The following is a 16,560-nucleotide window of genomic DNA, read 5'->3' as shown; positions in this document are numbered from 1 at the left end:
CCCCGCTAAACGATGGAGTGCAGTGGCGACGAGATGGTGGCGGAGGGTGATTTCGCCGAAGTAATGGTCACGAGGCTGTTAGTCATTCTTGCGATGGTACTGTCGCTTGATCATTTTCCCCACCACATAGATAGAAGGGCAAAGCGGATCCCGGTTCTTCAGCTTGGCCATCTCGCGCGCCGGACCGATTGCACCAAACATCACGAAGGCCCCGGCAAAGCTCATCCGGACGCCAAAAAACCCATGAGCCTCGTGGTAGCCATACTGAAAGCTGAACTGGTTTCCCATATCAACATTGCGTCGCTGCCCAACCTTATGTTCGTCAATCCACTTGTCAGCTGTTGTTAGCATCTGGCGCGCGGCGTCTGTGCCGGTCTGAGCCCAGTTGAGATTATACCGATTGCTCGAGCCAGCGAAGCGGGCAGTTATCTTGTAATACAAGGCGTAGAGCACTTTAAGGCCGAACAGTTCAATGTGTGCCTTAGCCGCGGGCGGCGCCGTCGTCGTGCGGTCGGCTTCGTAGATGCCGTGCGTGAACAGGGCGAGGCCTGCGGATGGACGGGGCGGCATCCGAGGCACCGCCTCAGGCGCGTTATTAACTAGGCCAGAAACTAATTTTTCGAATTCTGCTTCGTCAAGGCCACGAGCCGATCGGTCGAAACTGCGGATGTAGAACGCCATGACCTGCTCGCTTAGCCCAGCGATACGGTTGCACTCCGAGCATGACGGGAACAGGAACCCTTCCGGGCCATGTTTTTTGATGAAGACGATCCGAGCGGGAGCGTGATCGATCTCCGTCGTCGGCCGCCTCCCGGCGCAATAGCAGCAAAGCGGGTGACCCGCGATGAACGTAGCGCGATCAACCTTCTGCGGCGTTTTTACCATGCCTTGGCCTCGTCTTCCCACAAACCGGCGTCACTAACCGCCGAAGCTTTAGAAGCGAGGAATTTGCACGCAGTCGAATAGGGCGTCGGACAGGACGCCTCATTCGTACAGGAAACTGTCGTCGATGTCCGCATCCGAACCGTCGTCTGGAGGTAGGATCTCGCTCCATTGCTGGCCGGGTACACCAAACACCTCCACCCCAACCGGAGGGCTGTCCTCCCATATCAATCGCCACGAATAGACTAAATCGTCGTCGCTCGCGTATTCCTCGACATGGAATGGGTGATCGGCAAGGGTCTCCTCATCGATCCCCAGCGCAGCGGCCACAAGCCGGATCAGCCCGTCATCCGTGTCCGGAAGCGGGATTTCCTGTGCGAATAGATCGGGTGTCTTACAGGGCGGCACGCCTGAAAAGTTGAGGGTCGGTAACTCCTCAGAGTATGTTGGGCCAACGACGAGATCGGGCCGCTCCAGGGCCGGGTTCGGCATCGATGTAGTCAGAATAATCTGTATAGGCGTAATCGCAGCCCTAGCTTCCGCTACAATCAATTCCTGAAAGCGATGGCTTCGAGCTAGCTCCATACCTTTGTCCTCGACGTTATCCATCAGCAGAAAACGCGGATGCCAAAACTCTGGGTCACGAGAGGCCGCGCCGACAAGAGCCAGTAGAGCGGCGTTCTTTAGAACGACGTTGCTGCTTTCTGCAAAGTTCATACTACCATCGACAGAGACTGCATCATCTCCAAAATCAAGCGATACCATTTCGGCCTTTTGAAACTCGGCTTGGCGTGGAAGATCGCTATGCAATATACCACGCGCTGATTGGCTAACTTGTCCTAGCGCCCTGCGTCGGCGAGCATCGCCCTGTGCGGATAAGCTTTCGGCACGAGCATTCAACTTCATGAAATCATCGTCGGCCTGATCACGCTCCGAAATAAGTCGGGTAAACCGCTCCGCAACCTCCCGCCGCCCTATCGACTGCTTAATCAGTTCGCCAATTTGACCCAGGCGATTATGAAGCTGAGCGATACGAGCCTGACTTGGAGATCCGGCAAGTTCGAACTGTCCGACGAATTCGCTTCGCGCCCGCCGCAAATCCGACCGGAGACGCCGAAGCTCATTATTCTTTGAGGAGACATTCTGAGACTTCGCAGTCACGAGCTGACGCGACTCGCGCAATTGCAGAGATGTATCAATCTGAATTTCTAGATATCGCGCTTCCTGTTTTCCGGAATCAAAAGGCCTAGTGCAAACGATACAGTGATCGCTGTCATCCGGGACCTCTAAGATCTTGAGACAATTCGGACAATGGCTGAACTCTAGACTCCCGATCGAGCCCGCAAGCTGAGATGTGGCGCCTATCTTTCGAAGTGTCTCTTCAAGATAGTCGACAAAGATATCGAGGTCATCAAGCTCAAGGGCCAGCTGTTCTACCTCTTCCTCAAGACGCCGCATGAGGCGCCGGCGCTGTCGCAATGCGTCCCGCGCTAGGTTGCGGGCGGAAGCGTACTCGTCGTCTTCGTCCACCATCTCGATGCTCTCGAGGGCCTCAATCTCACCAATATGCCGTAACTGTTCAGCCTCTAGATCAGCCTGTTCCTGATCAATCTGATCGAGCCGAACACTTCCAAAGTTTGGTGGCAGGTTTGTCCGAAATGCATCAAGTCTAATTGTTGCGCTATCTAACTTTTTGCGTGCCGATCGAAGCTCTATCTGAGTTTCGTAGAGGGCGTAGCTGTTGACCCCCAAAATGAGATCACCGACCGCTACTCGGATGTCACGAGTATCGAAGCTCTCGAAACGGAATAGTCGCGGAGCTGGCGTGCGTTGGTCCGAGTAGAGCAGCCGCATGATTTGATGGGCGGTGACATTCGATCCCTCACTGCCTGGGGCATCGGGAATGCCGACGGCACGAAACAGTGCTTGCGAGAAGCTCAGCTGCTTCTCGCTCCGTTGAATTGGAAACCGGCTCCACCGCTCTGCAATAGCTGCCTCATCGTTGTCCATTGCGCCAAAGAAGACGGCGATGGGCTCCTTGCGTGTAGTCACGAACCGGCGGAGGGTAATGACTCCCGACCGGGTCAGTATTTCCGCTCGGACTTCCGTGCAGAGCTTAGCCTTTTCCTTCCACTGGTCGAATTCTCCCCCGAGGACGAAAAAAATGAAGTCGGCAATGGTCGATTTACCGGAGCCATTTTGACCGCGGATGATATTAACACCAGGATGAAATCTCTCATCGTACACGCGCCTCGTCCCTGCGAAGACGACGAGCCGTTTCAAAGCCAGAAGGCTCACAGCGCTATGCTCCTGCACGACGTAGCCCGGTTGAGTTGCGTAACGCCCCAGGTTCATTCTCCCCGATGGTTGCGAAGTATGCTGCTATGAAATCGGCAGCTAAACTCTCGCGATCCGTTAGGTGCGGCAGAACAGATTCCTCGTTATAGCTTTGCTGTAAAGCGACGCGCCCCTGGCGAAATAGTTCGAAATCAAGCAGCCCCTTGCCCAATAACGTTTGCAGAGCGTCGCGCTGTACGCCCTCCATTTTCGCGAACAGGACAGGCGCGGCGGGATAGCTCAGAAATTCCGCTGCGGGACGGGCAATCTGAAACGAGCGGAAGGCCTCGCGAATAGGTCCGGGCATGTGCGTCTCGTGCAAGAGCGCCGGGCTAGCGAGAAAAAAGTCACAGATGAAGAGCCGCTCAAGCGTTGGGGCAGGTCTGCTCCACCGGCTTAGCAGTGCCATTATCCTGCGGATTGTGTCGTAGGAATCGAGATGAGCGTACCACTGACGTACGATCATGCAGCGTCCCATCGGATGTGGCATTGCTCCGCTAAGAAGTAGATCGCCTGCATTACAGTGAGCGGCGTTGCACCGTATTCGGCGCCGTACTTATTTACAATAGGATCAATGACTTCACTCTGCAGCGCGGCTGTACTAACCTTTTCAGGTTCGCCTTGGCAAATCTTAGCATGGTAGACGTGTGTTTCGAACCGCTGTTTGACTTCCGCAAGCAGTATGTCGTTTAACCTGCGAGCCGAAGTATGGAGGCCAAAGCGCATGTAGTTTTGCGCAAACCTGTTTTGTGCGTCGTTGGCGAGGGGATATTCATGCTCTTTGCCGGCATCTATCAACTTTTGCTGAAGAGTTCGGCGGTCACTCGTGGGCGCAATGTAGTCATCCTGCGCAAACTGATATGGTGATGCATCAACTGAATGCAGCGGTAGTAATGCCGCGCATTGCCCCGCAAGCTTTTCAAGATGGCGTTTAGTGCTGAGATATATAGTGGCATCGCGGCTGGCCGGCTTGCAAATCGTCAGGTGATCGGCATCTACGGGTACTGCTACTGTGCCTGCGACCCCGGGATCGGCGCTTTTCTGACTTACGATCTGGATGCCGCGGGTCGGCAGCTTTTCATAATAGACGACGGTTTTCACCCCGTCACGGTTGCGATACCACTCATTTAACTCGTCGAGGTGCTCGTTATCACTCTGAAGCAACTTCGTCATTTTTGACGATAGCTTGGGGGCAACGAAGCCTATGGCTGACGCAACGCTCGAGCCCGAGTGAGGCGTCCCGAGGAACATGATAAGCTTACAACTTGTGGAAATCGCCTTCCAATCTTCGTCTGGAGCATCATGACCCGCTCGGATAAGTTGCTTCCCGAGCAGCCCACCCAAGCTGTGAGCAATGATTGCCATCGGTCTCTTGCCCAAGCCGCGCGCGGCCAAATGGTCCAGTACGGCCTTAGCCCGTTCATAGAGCGACATTTCGCCTGCAAGCCACGTAGAGATGATGTCGGTAGGGTAACCGAGCAGGTAAACGTTTGCCTGCGTGAGATCTGTTTGCAACCAGTCGGGCCAGCATTCGATTGCCGAACCTACGGTCCAAGTCGCGCGGGGATCCCCGCCCAGTCCATGGATGAAGATGACGTCGAACGATCCACTCCCGTCGGATAAGCATTCGAACGAGAACTCAGTCATCAACCCCCCTTGAATATGATCGTTTCATCCACTTCCTGTCCAGAAATGGCAAGGATCGTTTGCCTTTTCGACAGGCCATGGCTCATTTGCGTGGGCAGGGCTTCCTCGTCGTTCAACCCTTCCGGCCAGCGTGGTCCTGAATAGCCCATCGCATTCGATCCGTTTCGACTCAGCTGACGGTCGAATGCACGAATGTTTGCCTGTAGGACATAGCAAGAACACCAAAGCGTCAGAACGTCGCTAGACATACGGGTAGCGATAATGTTGGTGGACGGCACCGATGCCGATCCGCCCCGAACATGTCTTCCTGTATCCGATTGATTGGCCCCAGCTATCGCATCTGGTCCGCTTCGTGCGGGCAGGCGGACGCTGCGAACATTGCGGGCGCCCACACGGGCAACGGGTCTTCCACATGGGCGACGGACGCTGGTGGGACAAAGGCCGGTCGTATTGGCGTAATGGCGACGGCAGACGTGTTCGCCGACCGACCGAGAACATCCTCGATTCAGGCAAATGGACACCGGTGGTACTGGCCTGCGCGCATCTCAATCATGACCCCAGTGACAGCGCGCTTAACCAGCTGGCAGCGCTTTGCCAGCGCTGCCACATGATTTACGATGGCCCTGAACATCGTCGTCGACGTTGGATGAACGCACATTACCGGCGTGCGCTCGGCGATCTGTTCTACGGCCCATATCCGATGCGGGGGGCGGACTGGATCACCCCGACACCCATCAGCATGCTCGATGACAGCCGATCGCTATACGCGAACGTCCGGTAGCTCGGAGCACCGGAAACGCTGTGCCGGCTGCGTCCGGGCAAAAAAAGGGCCGCCAAAAGCGACCCGGGAAGTTTTTAGGAGAGGATGCCTGAAAGGCGTCACCTTGGTATCCGGCAGGCCGGGCAATGGCGAATGCAAAACAGGCTAATCCGGATTGCATTTCATGCACTTGGCGGGATGTCGGAGCCAAACTCGTCCCTTGGCTAGCTCGGCGATAAGGCACGGCTGACGAAGGTTCGATAGCGCGGGAAACGGACTGGATCCGGCACGCCGATCCGCATGCCTGACGACAGTCGTTCGCATACGCACACGTGCCGTAGCCCGGCTCCGCGACGCATAGGCAAACGCGGTTCGCAGCATTCCTGGTCGGAACCTTATCCACATGAGTCTCGAGTCTGCCGCTTGACCAAACGGCTCTGGTAACGGAACATAAGGGGAACAGCTAGAGTCTAGACCTTATGATTTCCGCCCTCGAGTCCCTGCCGACGACCATCGCCCATCTGCGGACAATCGCGACGCCAGCGGTGGATCACCGCATCATGCCGTTCGGTATCCCCGCGCTCGACGATCGCCTCGCAAGCAGGGGCCTTCGCGCAGGAGCACTGCACGAGGTCGCCGCACAAAGCTGTTCGATGGTCGATGATGCCGCGGCAACGCTGTTCCTGGCAGGCATCGCTGCGCGAGAGGCTGCTCATACTGGTGGACCGGTGCTGTGGGTGAGCTGTCGCAACGATCTCTACGCACCCGGCCTTGAGCAGGCAGGGCTGTCGTCTGCCGACTTGATCCATGCACAACCTCGTGACGATGCGGCCTTGCTGGCCGTCGTCGAAGACGCGGTGCGCGATGGAACGCCGTCAGCGGTGATCGCCGAGGTAAGCCGGATGTCGATGGTCGCGACCCGGCGCCTGCAACTCGTGGCGGCTGATGCCGACATTCCCGTACTCATCCTGCGACGCAGACGTTATCGCGACCAGGATCCGCTCGTCGAGCCGTCCGCGGCCTGGACGCGCTGGCGGATCGCCAGTGCGTCGTCCGAACGCCTGGGTGTTGCAGGCGTCGGCCGATCGCGGTGGCAGGTCGAGGTCGCACGGCAGCGTGGCGGCGAAGCATTTTCGATGATTTTGGAGGGCTGCGATGAGACGGGTTGTCTCGCTGTTCCTGCCGCACTTGGCCATCGAGCGGCTGAGACGGCTGGACCGGCACGCTACGCGGCTGCCTGAGCGGCCAGCCCTTCAGCTTCCCGTCGACGACGATCCCGGTGCGTGTTCGGTACCGCGGGGCGGCGGATGGCGGCCGGGCGCGCGCTGGGCTCGTGCCAACATGCCGACCAGGCAGGATGTGGAAGGTGAGATCGCCGCGCTGCCCGCGCATGCGAAACCACCCATGCGTGAACTTGGCCGTCGATCGGAGGCGGCGAACCATCCGTTTCACGGACCAGCGCAAGCCGACAGTCACGACAGGGTCGCGGCGACCGTTGCCGCGTTTCACAGGGCACCGCTCGCACTGGTGGGCAAGGTCGGCCGGCGCGAAGAGGTGGTGGCCGCCTGCGATGGCGCTGCCGCGTTAGGGATCACGATCGGGATGGCCGCGACCCATGCGCGTGCGCTGGTGTCCGATCTCGACATCCGACCGTCCGAGACGGAGGCGGATGCCGCGATGCTGGATCAGCTCGCGCTACGCGCGGTGCGCCGCTGGTCGCCGATCGCCGCAGCCACACCGCCCGACGGGCTGTGGCTCGACCTGACCGGCTGCGCGCATCTCCATGGCGGGGAAGAACGGTTCTGCCGGCGTCTGCGCGCGTTTTGCCATCGTGCCGGGTTCACCGCGCGCGTGGCGGTTGCAGACACACCGGGCGCGGCACACGCTATTGCCCGGTTCGGGCCTGCCGACATCGCGATCGTGCCCACAGGGCGGACGGTCGAAGCGCTCAGCGGCCTACCGGTCGCGGCCTTGCGCCTAGCAGGCACGGCGCTTGTCGCCGCCCGCAAGTTCGGCTTCGAACGCGTCGCCGATCTCCTGCCTGTTGCGCGAGGGCCTTTGGCACGCCGGCTTGGGCTGGCTGCCATCACGCGGCTCGATCAGGCCCTTGGCGCGGTCGCCGAACCCATCACGCCGCGCACAGACGAGGTCATGCCGGTCGTCGAGCGCCGATTGCTCGAACCGATCGTCACCGCAGACGCGATCGCGCAGGTCATGGAGGATCTCCTCGGCGACATGGCCGAACTGCTGCGCGCGAAAGGGCTCGGCGTACGATCGCTGCGGCTCGGTGGCCTACGCGTCGATGGCACCGAGCAGGTCGTGGCCGTCGGCACCTCACGCCCAACGCGCGAGGTCTCGCACCTGTTGCGGCTCATGAAGCTCAGGATCGAGCGGATCAATCCGGGCCTGGGGCTCGAGCAATTCTATCTGGCGGCACCGCACACAGAGCCGCTCGACGCGGTCGATCTTGGCGCGGTTCTCGCCGGTGAGGTACTCGTGCGTGATCCGGCCCGTCTCGTCGACGTCGTTGCCGGCCGCATCGGCGCTGACGCCGTGTTCCGGATTGCCCCTGTTGAAAGCCACGTGCCCGAGCGCGCCGTCATGCGTGCCGACCCGGTGGTGGCGCCCGCGGGCTGGCCGAAATGGCGACGACCGACGCGCCTGTTGGCCAGGCCCGAACCGCTGTGGGGTGTCATAGCGCTCATGCCCGATCAGCCACCCCGACGGTTCGAATGGCGTGGCCGTCCGCACAAGGTGGTGGCCGGCGACGGCCCCGAGCGGATCCACGGTGAGTGGTGGCGCCGTGACGCGGAAGTTTGGGCGGTCCGCGACTATTACCGGGTCGAGGACGACACGGGCGGTCGCTACTGGGTGTTCCGACGTGGCGACGGGTTCGTCGAGGACACCGGCGATCTGAGCTGGTGGATGCACGGCGTGTTCGCATGACGGACTATGTCGAACTCCAGGTCCTCACGCACTTCTCGCTGCTACGCGGCGCGTCGAGCCCCGAGGAGCTGTTCGCGGCAGCGGCGCTGCTTGGCTATCCCTCGATCGGGGTCAGCGACATCGGCACCGTCGCGGGTGTGGTGCGCGCTTGGGAAGCGCAGAAGGCGACGGGCGTTCGCTCGATCGCCGGTACGCGCGTCAATCTGTCCTGCGGCCGGCAGTTGCTGCTGTACCCGACCAACCGCCCCGCCTGGTCGCGCCTGACGCGGTTGCTGACATTGGGCAAGAAGCGGGCGGGGAAGGGGGGATGTCTTCTCCACTGGCATGACCTCGAACCCTGGTCGGAGGGCATGATCGCCATCCTGCTGCCGCACGAGGCGGACGAGGAGAACCTGGCGGCGCTCGCCGACCTGAAGACGGTCTATGGCCGTCGCGGGTACATGGCGCTGTTCCAGCGGCGTCGGCCGGACGATGCCGTGCGGATCGATGCGCTGGCGCGGCAGGCGGGCGGCGCTGGCGTTCGTGCAGTGGTGACAGGTGATGTACTCTACCACGCGCCGGAAGCGCGGCTGCTGCAGGACGTCGTGACGGCCGTGCGCGAGAAATGCACCGTCGACGAGCTCGGCTACCGCCGCGAGGTCAATGCCGACCGTGCGCTCAAATCCGCCGACGAGATGGTCCGGCGGTTCAAGGCGTATCCCGATGCGTTGCGTGCGAGCGTCGACATCGCCCGTCTATGCACTTTCGATCTGGGCGAACTGGCCTATCAGTACCCGCACGAGCGGCTGATCGACGGACTGACCGCGCAAGAGGCCCTGCAGAAGCTCGCGGAAGACGCCGTCGACACGATGTTCAACGGTACGGTGCCGGCTGCCTATACCGAGCAGATCGCCCACGAGATGCGGTTGATCGGCGAGCTTGGCTATGCGCCGTATTTCCTGACCGTCTATGCGATCGTCCGTGAGGCGCGCCGGCGCGGGATCCTGTGCCAGGGCCGCGGCTCGGCTGCCAATTCCTGCGTCTGCTTCGTGCTGGGCGTCACCTCGATCGACCCGATCAAGCATGAGCTGCTGTTCGAACGGTTCGTCAGTGGCGAGCGCCGCGAGCCGCCCGATATCGACGTCGATTTCGAGCATGAGCGCCGCGAAGAGATCATCCAGTGGATCTATGAGACCTACGGCCGCAACCACTCGGCATTGACTGCGGTCGTCACACGCTACCGGGCGCGTGGCGCCGTGCGCGACGTCGGCAAGGCGCTCGGCCTGCCCGAAGACCTGACCTCGTCACTGGCCGGGCAGGTTTGGGGGTGGTCGGCCGAAGGTGTCGGCGAGAAGCAGGTCAACGAGTTGAACCTCGACATCGGCGATCGTCGCCTGCGCCTGACGCTCGAGCTGGCCCGCAAGCTGATCGGCGTGCCGCGCCACATGTCGCAGCATCCAGGTGGCTTCGTCCTCACCCATGACCGGCTCGACGATCTGGTCCCGATCGAACCTGCCGCGATGGAAGACCGCCAGATCATCGAATGGGACAAGGACGACATCGATGCGCTGAAGTTCATGAAGGTCGACGTACTGGGTCTCGGCATGCTTGGCTGTATGAACCGGGCGTTCAACATGCTCGAGGCGGACAAGGGGCTGCGCGTTGGCCTCGCCGACCTGCAGGACGACGATCCCGACGTCTACGCCATGATCTCGAAGGCTGACACGCTCGGCACCTTCCAGATCGAAAGCCGCGCGCAAATGTCGATGCTGCCCCGCATGAAGCCGCGGCGCTTCTATGATCTCGTCATCCAGGTCGCGATTGTACGGCCGGGACCGATCCAAGGCGACATGGTCCACCCGTATCTGCGCCGACGGGAAGGGCTGGAAAAGCCGGAGTACCCTCGACCCGAGCTGCGTGCGGTGCTCGAGAAGACCCTCGGCGTGCCGCTGTTCCAGGAGCAGGCGATGAAGGTCGCGATCGTCGGCGCGGGCTTCACGCCGGCAGAAGCCGATCAGCTTCGCCGCGCCATGGCGACGTTCAAATTCACAGGCGGCGTGTCGCACTTTAGCGAAAAGCTTATCGGGGGCATGGTCGAGCGCGGCTATCCGCGTGAGTTTGCCGAGCGCACCTTCCGGCAGCTTGAAGGCTTCGGGTCCTACGGCTTCCCCGAGAGCCACGCCGCCTCGTTCGCCAAGATCTCCTACGCCTCGTCGTGGATGAAGCATCATCACCCGGACGTGTTCTGCGCGAGCCTTATGAACGCGCAGCCGATGGGCTTCTACGCGCCCGCACAGATCGTGCGCGATGCGCGCGAGCACGGCGTAGTGGTTCGTCCCCCTTGCGTCAACGCAAGCCGCTGGGACTGCACGCTGGAGCCCTATGGCGGGCGGTACTTTGCCGTACGGTTGGGGCTCCGGCAGATCCGCGGCTTGTCCAACGCGGATGGCGCCAAGATCGTCGGCGCGCGCGAGCTGGCCGCGTTCGAGAGTGTCGAGGACGTATGGCGGCGATCTGGCGTGCAGCGTGCCGCGATCGAGAAGCTCGCCGACGGCGATGCCTTCCATAGCTTCGGTGCCGATCGTCGGCAGGGCTTATGGAAGGTGAGGGGGCTCAGCGAAGCGCCGTTGCCGTTGTTCGCCGCAGCCGATCGCGCCGACCAAGCGATCAGCGCGGAAGGGATCGAGCCTGATGTCGAACTGCGCCCACTGACCGACGGTCGTGAGGTGATCGAGGACTACCGCGCGCTGCAGCTCTCGTTGCGTGCGCATCCGCTGACCTTCGTCCGTGACGAGCTGGCCAGGCGTGGCGTGACCAAATGCGCAGACCTGGCCACCATTCGCGACGGACGGCATGTCGAAGTCGCCGGCATCATCCTCGTTCGCCAGAAGCCGGGGTCTGCCAAAGGCGTTCTGTTCATCACGATCGAAGACGAGACCGGGATCGCCAACGGCATCCTGTGGCCCGATCGGTTCGAGCGCCAGCGCCGTACCGTCATGTCCGCGTCGATGATCGGCATGAAGGGCAGGGTGCAGAAGGAGGGCGAGGTCATCCACGTCATCTGCGACCGGATCATTGACCACGGCGATCTTCTGCACCGGGTCGGCGAGATGTCGTTCCCGCACCGGACCGGGCGCGGTGACGGTGCGAAGCATGCCGGCTCCCCCGATCGCGGCGACAAGGGCTGGAGCCCGAACCCGCGCAACTCTTACTGGCCACCCCATGCGGACGGCATGGATCCGGAAGCCGTCATGAAGTTCAAATCTCACGACTTTCATTGATGGCAAAGCTCGTCCGCCATCAACGCGTTGTCATCGCGCTGTCGGTGCATATCTTGCGGGGCGGCGTTGCGCGCTGCTCGGACGCGCGCGTCGACGTCGTCGAGATCCGGTTAGCACTGCGCTGCCTGCTCCCGCACTGCCCGGAACGTTGGCCACTCGAACTCTACTGGGATGCTGCAGCCCAAGAGAACGAGATCGGCAGGGCACAGGGAGTGACCGCGGCGTTCAACGGGATCGTCCGCCAGCTGCGGCGCGCCGGCTGTTATGAAGAGGTGTCCGAACCGTGAGTGCTATATTACCTGAGCCAGCTGCTATCATGCTTCACGAAGTTAGCGATGGTTACCCCCACCTCGCCATTGGCCAGCGTTCAGCTCTGATCCCACACCGTGATAGTCAGTACTTCGTTGGCTTGGCACAGCGCCAGCTCAGCGCGCTTGATAGTAATTTCCCGTGGCATACGCCACGGCACGTCGTCTTCTGCTGGAGGTACCTCTCCAAGAAATAGCGGCACGATCGATCCCGCCAACGCCGTGTATAGGTTAGGATACCCACCGGTCTTCACCAGTTGGGCCTCCCCGTGCTCGACCAGTTGATCAAGCCAGATTATACCTCTAGACCCAACCTTCCAATCGGCCAGCACTGAAGTCCGGGTCAAATTCGAAGGACAGTTATCAGGCGGCTGTCGATAAATTGTAATTCTCCAACCGATCATGCCGTTTCCTATTCTGAACCAACCAAAGCGACGGCGCCTCGCATGTCGTGTCGTGCTTCTAAGACCGAAGCCGTGGAACGACGCCAACATGCATGATTACATGACGAAGTGCATCGGTACTCATGGATGACCGTGGGAGGTCGCTGATAAGCGCACTGGCTTGAGCTTGCGAGGCGGCACGTCAGGTGATGTCAAATATGTATCAATAACTGCATCGTAAGCGAACGGCAGGACTCCAGAGTTTCCTCTGATGGCCCACGATCGCCACATTCCAGCCTCCGCGCAAAACGCGACAAATTTGAAGGGCCAGCCCTGAAGAAGTCGAGCTACGATTGCCATCATACGATGGCGTTCAATAACCGAAAGAAACTCAGGCATCGGCAGCTTCGACTCAAATAGGGGGGGCGCCGGATCTAAGCCATGCTCTCGACAAACTACGTCCCTGAGTCGACTGGCTCGGGGGTTAGACGTCACAATGCTTAGAATTTGACGGACGAGCGTGAAATAGCTGAGCGGGTGCCCACACCCAAGCTCGGGCATGGCGGAGGGCGGGCCTAACCACGTTGCTCGCATGCGATGTTCGAGCTGCAGTGTCAGGGCGTCCCCGAACATCGTAGGATGGTCCCGACGATCGGTGAAGCAATGGCTGCAGTATGGATCCTCCCCGCGATGAGGGGATGCTGGTAGTGCACACTGATGACAACGATCTGCTAATACATATCCGTGGCTAGAGCACGTTGTAGAGAATCCCAGTCGCCACGCCCTTCTATAATATGGGGCCTTTCCTTCTTTTAAGCAGGAAGGGCACCATTGTTGTCCGGAGCGCCTCCTGGTTCGATGATAGATGCCCAAAGGCAGAATCCAACGGGTAAGGCCGGTCAATCTAAGTCTATCAAATACGATGCCTTCTAGAGATCTCAGTGATGTAGCATGCCCTCGATTTTCAGCGGTTCCCGTCATCACACAAAGGTCGTTGATGAAAGACCGAGATCCTAAAGAGTCTAAGTCTCTATTCCATATCTGAAGGCCAGGCCACTTAAGATGGCAAAATGTATGCAGCTTAGATGAGTTGCCATAAGCAACACGTCGTAACCATGACGAGAGAATCTCGTCATCATACGGCTTTGGGCGCCACGGCAGGAGTTGGGACACTTACGTTCTCACCCCAAGCATGTGCTCCGCAGCAGCACGACGTTCACTGGGAGGAATCCATCGAAGTTCGTCTATGAGTATGTTATCCACAAACTCTTGACCAGACCGGATCGCTTCGCAAGCAGCGGATAATATCAATCTTACTATTTCTCCTATGGTCCCTTCAGAAAGCCCTACAATACGCTTAATCAATTCGGGATCAGATAGGCTTGACTGTTTTCTCAATGGCAGGAGCGTCTCAATAGTGTTTAAAAGTGCCTTGGTGTAACCATCAACCCGCCATTTCGGTAAGGGCCAATGCTCGAAACGGTTAGCAAGTTGTTCATCCGATTGTAGGGCTCTTACAGATGTTGCTAATCCGCAGGCAATCAGATGAATACCGTGCTCATTGGATATGTACCTGAGGAGATTCAAAAAGCCCCGCTGATGCTCTATTCTACCGGCATGTATGTTATGAATCTCATCTATAACTAAGACCTTGGTGTTTACTAAGCCTAAAAGGCGTATTGTCTGGCTTTGAAGCTGACTTAAAACAGCAGTTCTTCGTACCGGTGACTGTAGTCGGTCGAGTATGGCCATATAAAATTGGCGCGGATCGGGGGTGGGAGGCATCTGCACGTAAAGAACTGAAGCTAATGACGCGTCTGCGTCAGGGTCATCAAAGTCAGGATGAGATTCAACAAATCGTCGCACTAACATTGTTTTCCCATTGTTGGTGGAACCGGCAATTAACATGCTTGCTGGGCGGTGCGACCTCGGCGCGATGACGATTTGCTCCATCCGCGCTCGAATGAGTTTTGCCGCTGCGTAGGATATAAAAGGGATACTCTGGATCGCATTGATCCGCGTCTCTGCAGTCGAGCCGAGTAAATCCCGCGCCGTTTTCGAAAGGCGGCGGTCGTCCGTCATTCGTCGATCTCAAAAATATCATCTTCTGGCAAGTCAGGCAGTTTGGAGAAGCTCCAAGGCCTATGGGAGCTGGAACGGGCGGTGTCGTCACCTTGTCCTTCGTACGATGCGTGTGTGCCTTCTGCGTTTCGTGCGCGCCTTTCAACGGCGAGGCGACCTCTTCGAGCGGCCGCTTTACTTTCCGCAGCTTTTTCGACGATGCGGCGCTGCGCTTCGACGGCCTCAAACAGGGCGGTCTCGTCATAGTCAGAATTTCTTTCCAATCTCACCTTTTGGCGTGCCGCTTCGAGCTCCCAAAGAGATACTGACGGCCTAGCAATGTCTCGGGAACGGATGTGATAGTAGCGACCATCATTCGGCGATAAAAACCAAATAGCTGATACATCTCTTGGATCTCGTCGAACTATGAATGGATCCGCGTTATTGGAGCCCATGTACTCCCGTAAAACATCGTCCATGTAATGGACGCCGCCCCAGCGAATGCCGCGTTGCGTGATGCGCCGACGCTCCAGGGGTAAAAAATCTATTAACAAGCGTTCCGGGTCATTAATCAATGGCGGGATGCCGCGCCCAGGTTGAGATGCGGTGCCGAAGATGCCTTCTCTCCATCGGGTATTGGGCGTCTTGCTGTGATAAGAATGGGGAGTTCGATGATACTGACCGGCAAAAAAAGTTGCGAAAAAGCGTTCCAACTCTTTCAATGTCATAGCCGCGCCGGCATCAGGGTCACGGTCTCCCTTTTCGGCGATTGAGCCACCGGTCGCTCCGGGCAATATCTTGACCGCTCCCATGGCAGTTCGCATCATACGTTCGACGATGCCTCCAAAATGCGGCATTCCCGGCGGGCGGTATTCGATATTCATTCCCCAAGCGATGCAGCCCTTTTCGACCGCCTCCGAATGAAAGTCTGAGCCATTGTCGACATAGAGGCAGTCCGGTCGCCCGTGCATTGGCCAATCAAATTGTAAACCTATTCGCCCCGCCCATTGCTCTTTCGGCAAGATGCTATGAACGAGGCAGAGACCGACAGATGTCGCAGAAGGAGCCTCTAAGCTTAAGTGGAAGCCGAGAATTGCGCGCGAAAACTCATCTATTGCTATCGTCAAGTATGGTCGTCTTAGTGGTTGCCTATTCAACTCGTCTACGACAATCAAATCAACCATCGTGTGGTCTATCTGTATTCTCTGAAGTGGCCATTGCGTATCCAACGTTTTTCCTGGCATCGCTTTGTATCGTTCGCGGGCGAATTTCTTGCCTTCTCGGGCCGCTACGATCTCGATATCCGGAATCTTTTTTAGCCGGCGTTTAATCGTGCCTTCATCGGGAGGCGGAAGACCCGCCGAGGCGCACTTGCGTCTGATCTCCATTACGGTCTGAGTAACCGTTGGTCGCATGCGGCTGAGATGAAACCCATCTAAAACCTCAGAGATGACGTCTTCCACCTCAGGTTTAATGAATGTCATGCCACTGCGCCCGTGGCCTTGTCTTGGAGCAAGATCAACTAGGCGCCGGGTAGCCCCATAACGTTTGATTAGATACCAAACCGTCCTGGGCGAGCAATGGAGCTTCCCTGCGGCTTCCCGGACCTGCTCGCCGGTATTTTGGCTAGATAGCAAAAGCGAATCAATAATGGGCTTTCGTTCGAGAGCTTTCTTCATTTGACGGTCGGACATTTCCGAGCCGTCTATGGTTAAAGGCTCTACTTGGTCTTCGATACCCTTCATCGCCTTGAAAATCTCCGTGCTGACTAGGCACTGCAAACTATGTGCGCTGATGTCGGTAATGCTACTTTCGCCCGGGTGAGTCTACATTGACTTAGTGGGAGAGGGTGTCCGAAATGCTTCAAGGTGAACCGTTATCCGGACACTTGCTGACTACCATCATTGATCAAGAGCGTCATGTAAATGAGGGGGTATTAGCGAACGATTGTTAATCTGATGGGAAAGAAGTTCAGA

Annotated in this window: 13 protein-coding genes; 5 read left to right on the top strand and 8 right to left on the bottom strand. The window is 58.7% G+C overall.

Annotated features, from left to right (window positions below; genetic code table 11):
* Positions 1-78: 78 nt before the first annotated feature.
* From ASE72_RS00135 to ASE72_RS19980, 5 genes are all read right to left on the bottom strand, one after another.
* A complete protein-coding gene (locus tag ASE72_RS00135; RefSeq protein ID WP_056015355.1) occupies positions 79-885 on the bottom strand; it encodes an HNH endonuclease in 807 nt (268 codons plus the stop codon).
* A gap of 99 nt (positions 886-984) precedes the next feature.
* The gene (locus ASE72_RS00130; protein ID WP_162235442.1) at positions 985-3,180 is read right to left on the bottom strand and encodes an ATP-binding protein; all 2,196 of its coding nucleotides are present in this window, start codon (positions 3,178-3,180) and stop codon (positions 985-987) included.
* A 4-nt stretch (positions 3,181-3,184) separates the two neighbouring features.
* Entirely contained in the window at positions 3,185-3,685 is a 501-nt protein-coding gene (locus ASE72_RS00125; protein WP_056015351.1) for an ABC-three component system middle component 5, read from the bottom strand.
* A complete protein-coding gene (locus ASE72_RS00120; RefSeq protein WP_056015349.1) occupies positions 3,682-4,866 on the bottom strand; it encodes an ABC-three component system protein in 1,185 nt (394 codons plus the stop codon). Before ASE72_RS00120 ends, ASE72_RS00125 begins: the two co-directional genes overlap by 4 nt.
* The gene (locus ASE72_RS19980; RefSeq protein ID WP_156350007.1) at positions 4,866-5,015 is read right to left on the bottom strand and encodes a hypothetical protein; all 150 of its coding nucleotides are present in this window, start codon (positions 5,013-5,015) and stop codon (positions 4,866-4,868) included. The genes ASE72_RS00120 and ASE72_RS19980 overlap by 1 nt, the downstream gene beginning before the upstream one ends.
* Positions 5,016-5,146: 131 nt before the next feature.
* On the opposite strand from ASE72_RS19980, the gene ASE72_RS19460 reads away from it, so the two are divergent.
* From ASE72_RS19460 to ASE72_RS00100, 5 genes are all read left to right on the top strand, one after another.
* Positions 5,147-5,647 (top strand): hypothetical protein, encoded by a 501-nt coding sequence (locus ASE72_RS19460; RefSeq protein WP_235532169.1) that lies wholly within the window; start codon positions 5,147-5,149, stop codon positions 5,645-5,647.
* A gap of 524 nt (positions 5,648-6,171) precedes the next feature.
* On the top strand, positions 6,172-6,867 hold the full coding sequence (locus ASE72_RS00115; protein ID WP_056015347.1) for an ImuA family protein: 696 nt from the start codon (positions 6,172-6,174) through the stop codon (positions 6,865-6,867).
* Positions 6,782-8,572 (top strand): Y-family DNA polymerase, encoded by a 1,791-nt coding sequence (locus tag ASE72_RS00110; protein ID WP_327196445.1) that lies wholly within the window; start codon positions 6,782-6,784, stop codon positions 8,570-8,572. The genes ASE72_RS00115 and ASE72_RS00110 overlap by 86 nt, the downstream gene beginning before the upstream one ends.
* Entirely contained in the window at positions 8,569-11,832 is a 3,264-nt protein-coding gene (locus ASE72_RS00105) for an error-prone DNA polymerase (RefSeq protein ID WP_056015345.1), read from the top strand. Before ASE72_RS00110 ends, ASE72_RS00105 begins: the two co-directional genes overlap by 4 nt.
* The gene (locus ASE72_RS00100) at positions 11,832-12,119 is read left to right on the top strand and encodes a hypothetical protein (protein WP_056015342.1); all 288 of its coding nucleotides are present in this window, start codon (positions 11,832-11,834) and stop codon (positions 12,117-12,119) included. The genes ASE72_RS00105 and ASE72_RS00100 overlap by 1 nt, the downstream gene beginning before the upstream one ends.
* Positions 12,120-12,664: 545 nt before the next feature.
* Here ASE72_RS00100 and ASE72_RS21140 read toward each other — a convergent pair.
* Genes ASE72_RS21140 through ASE72_RS19445 form a run of 3 tightly spaced genes read right to left on the bottom strand, consistent with a single transcriptional unit; the run spans position 12,665 to position 16,329 of the window.
* Positions 12,665-13,696, bottom strand: coding sequence for a TniQ family protein (locus ASE72_RS21140; RefSeq protein WP_082445691.1), 1,032 nt, complete (start codon positions 13,694-13,696; stop codon positions 12,665-12,667).
* On the bottom strand, positions 13,697-14,605 hold the full coding sequence (locus ASE72_RS19450; protein ID WP_082445690.1) for a TniB family NTP-binding protein: 909 nt from the start codon (positions 14,603-14,605) through the stop codon (positions 13,697-13,699).
* Positions 14,602-16,329, bottom strand: a complete 1,728-nt coding sequence (locus ASE72_RS19445; RefSeq protein ID WP_156340313.1) for a Mu transposase C-terminal domain-containing protein — start codon at positions 16,327-16,329, stop codon at positions 14,602-14,604. Before ASE72_RS19445 ends, ASE72_RS19450 begins: the two co-directional genes overlap by 4 nt.
* Positions 16,330-16,560 lie beyond the last annotated feature (231 nt).

Source organism: Sphingomonas sp. Leaf20, from assembly GCF_001421535.1.
Taxonomy (GTDB): domain Bacteria; phylum Pseudomonadota; class Alphaproteobacteria; order Sphingomonadales; family Sphingomonadaceae; genus Sphingomonas.
Note: the sequence above shows the minus strand (reverse complement) of the source record. Positions and strands in the feature narration are given on the sequence as shown.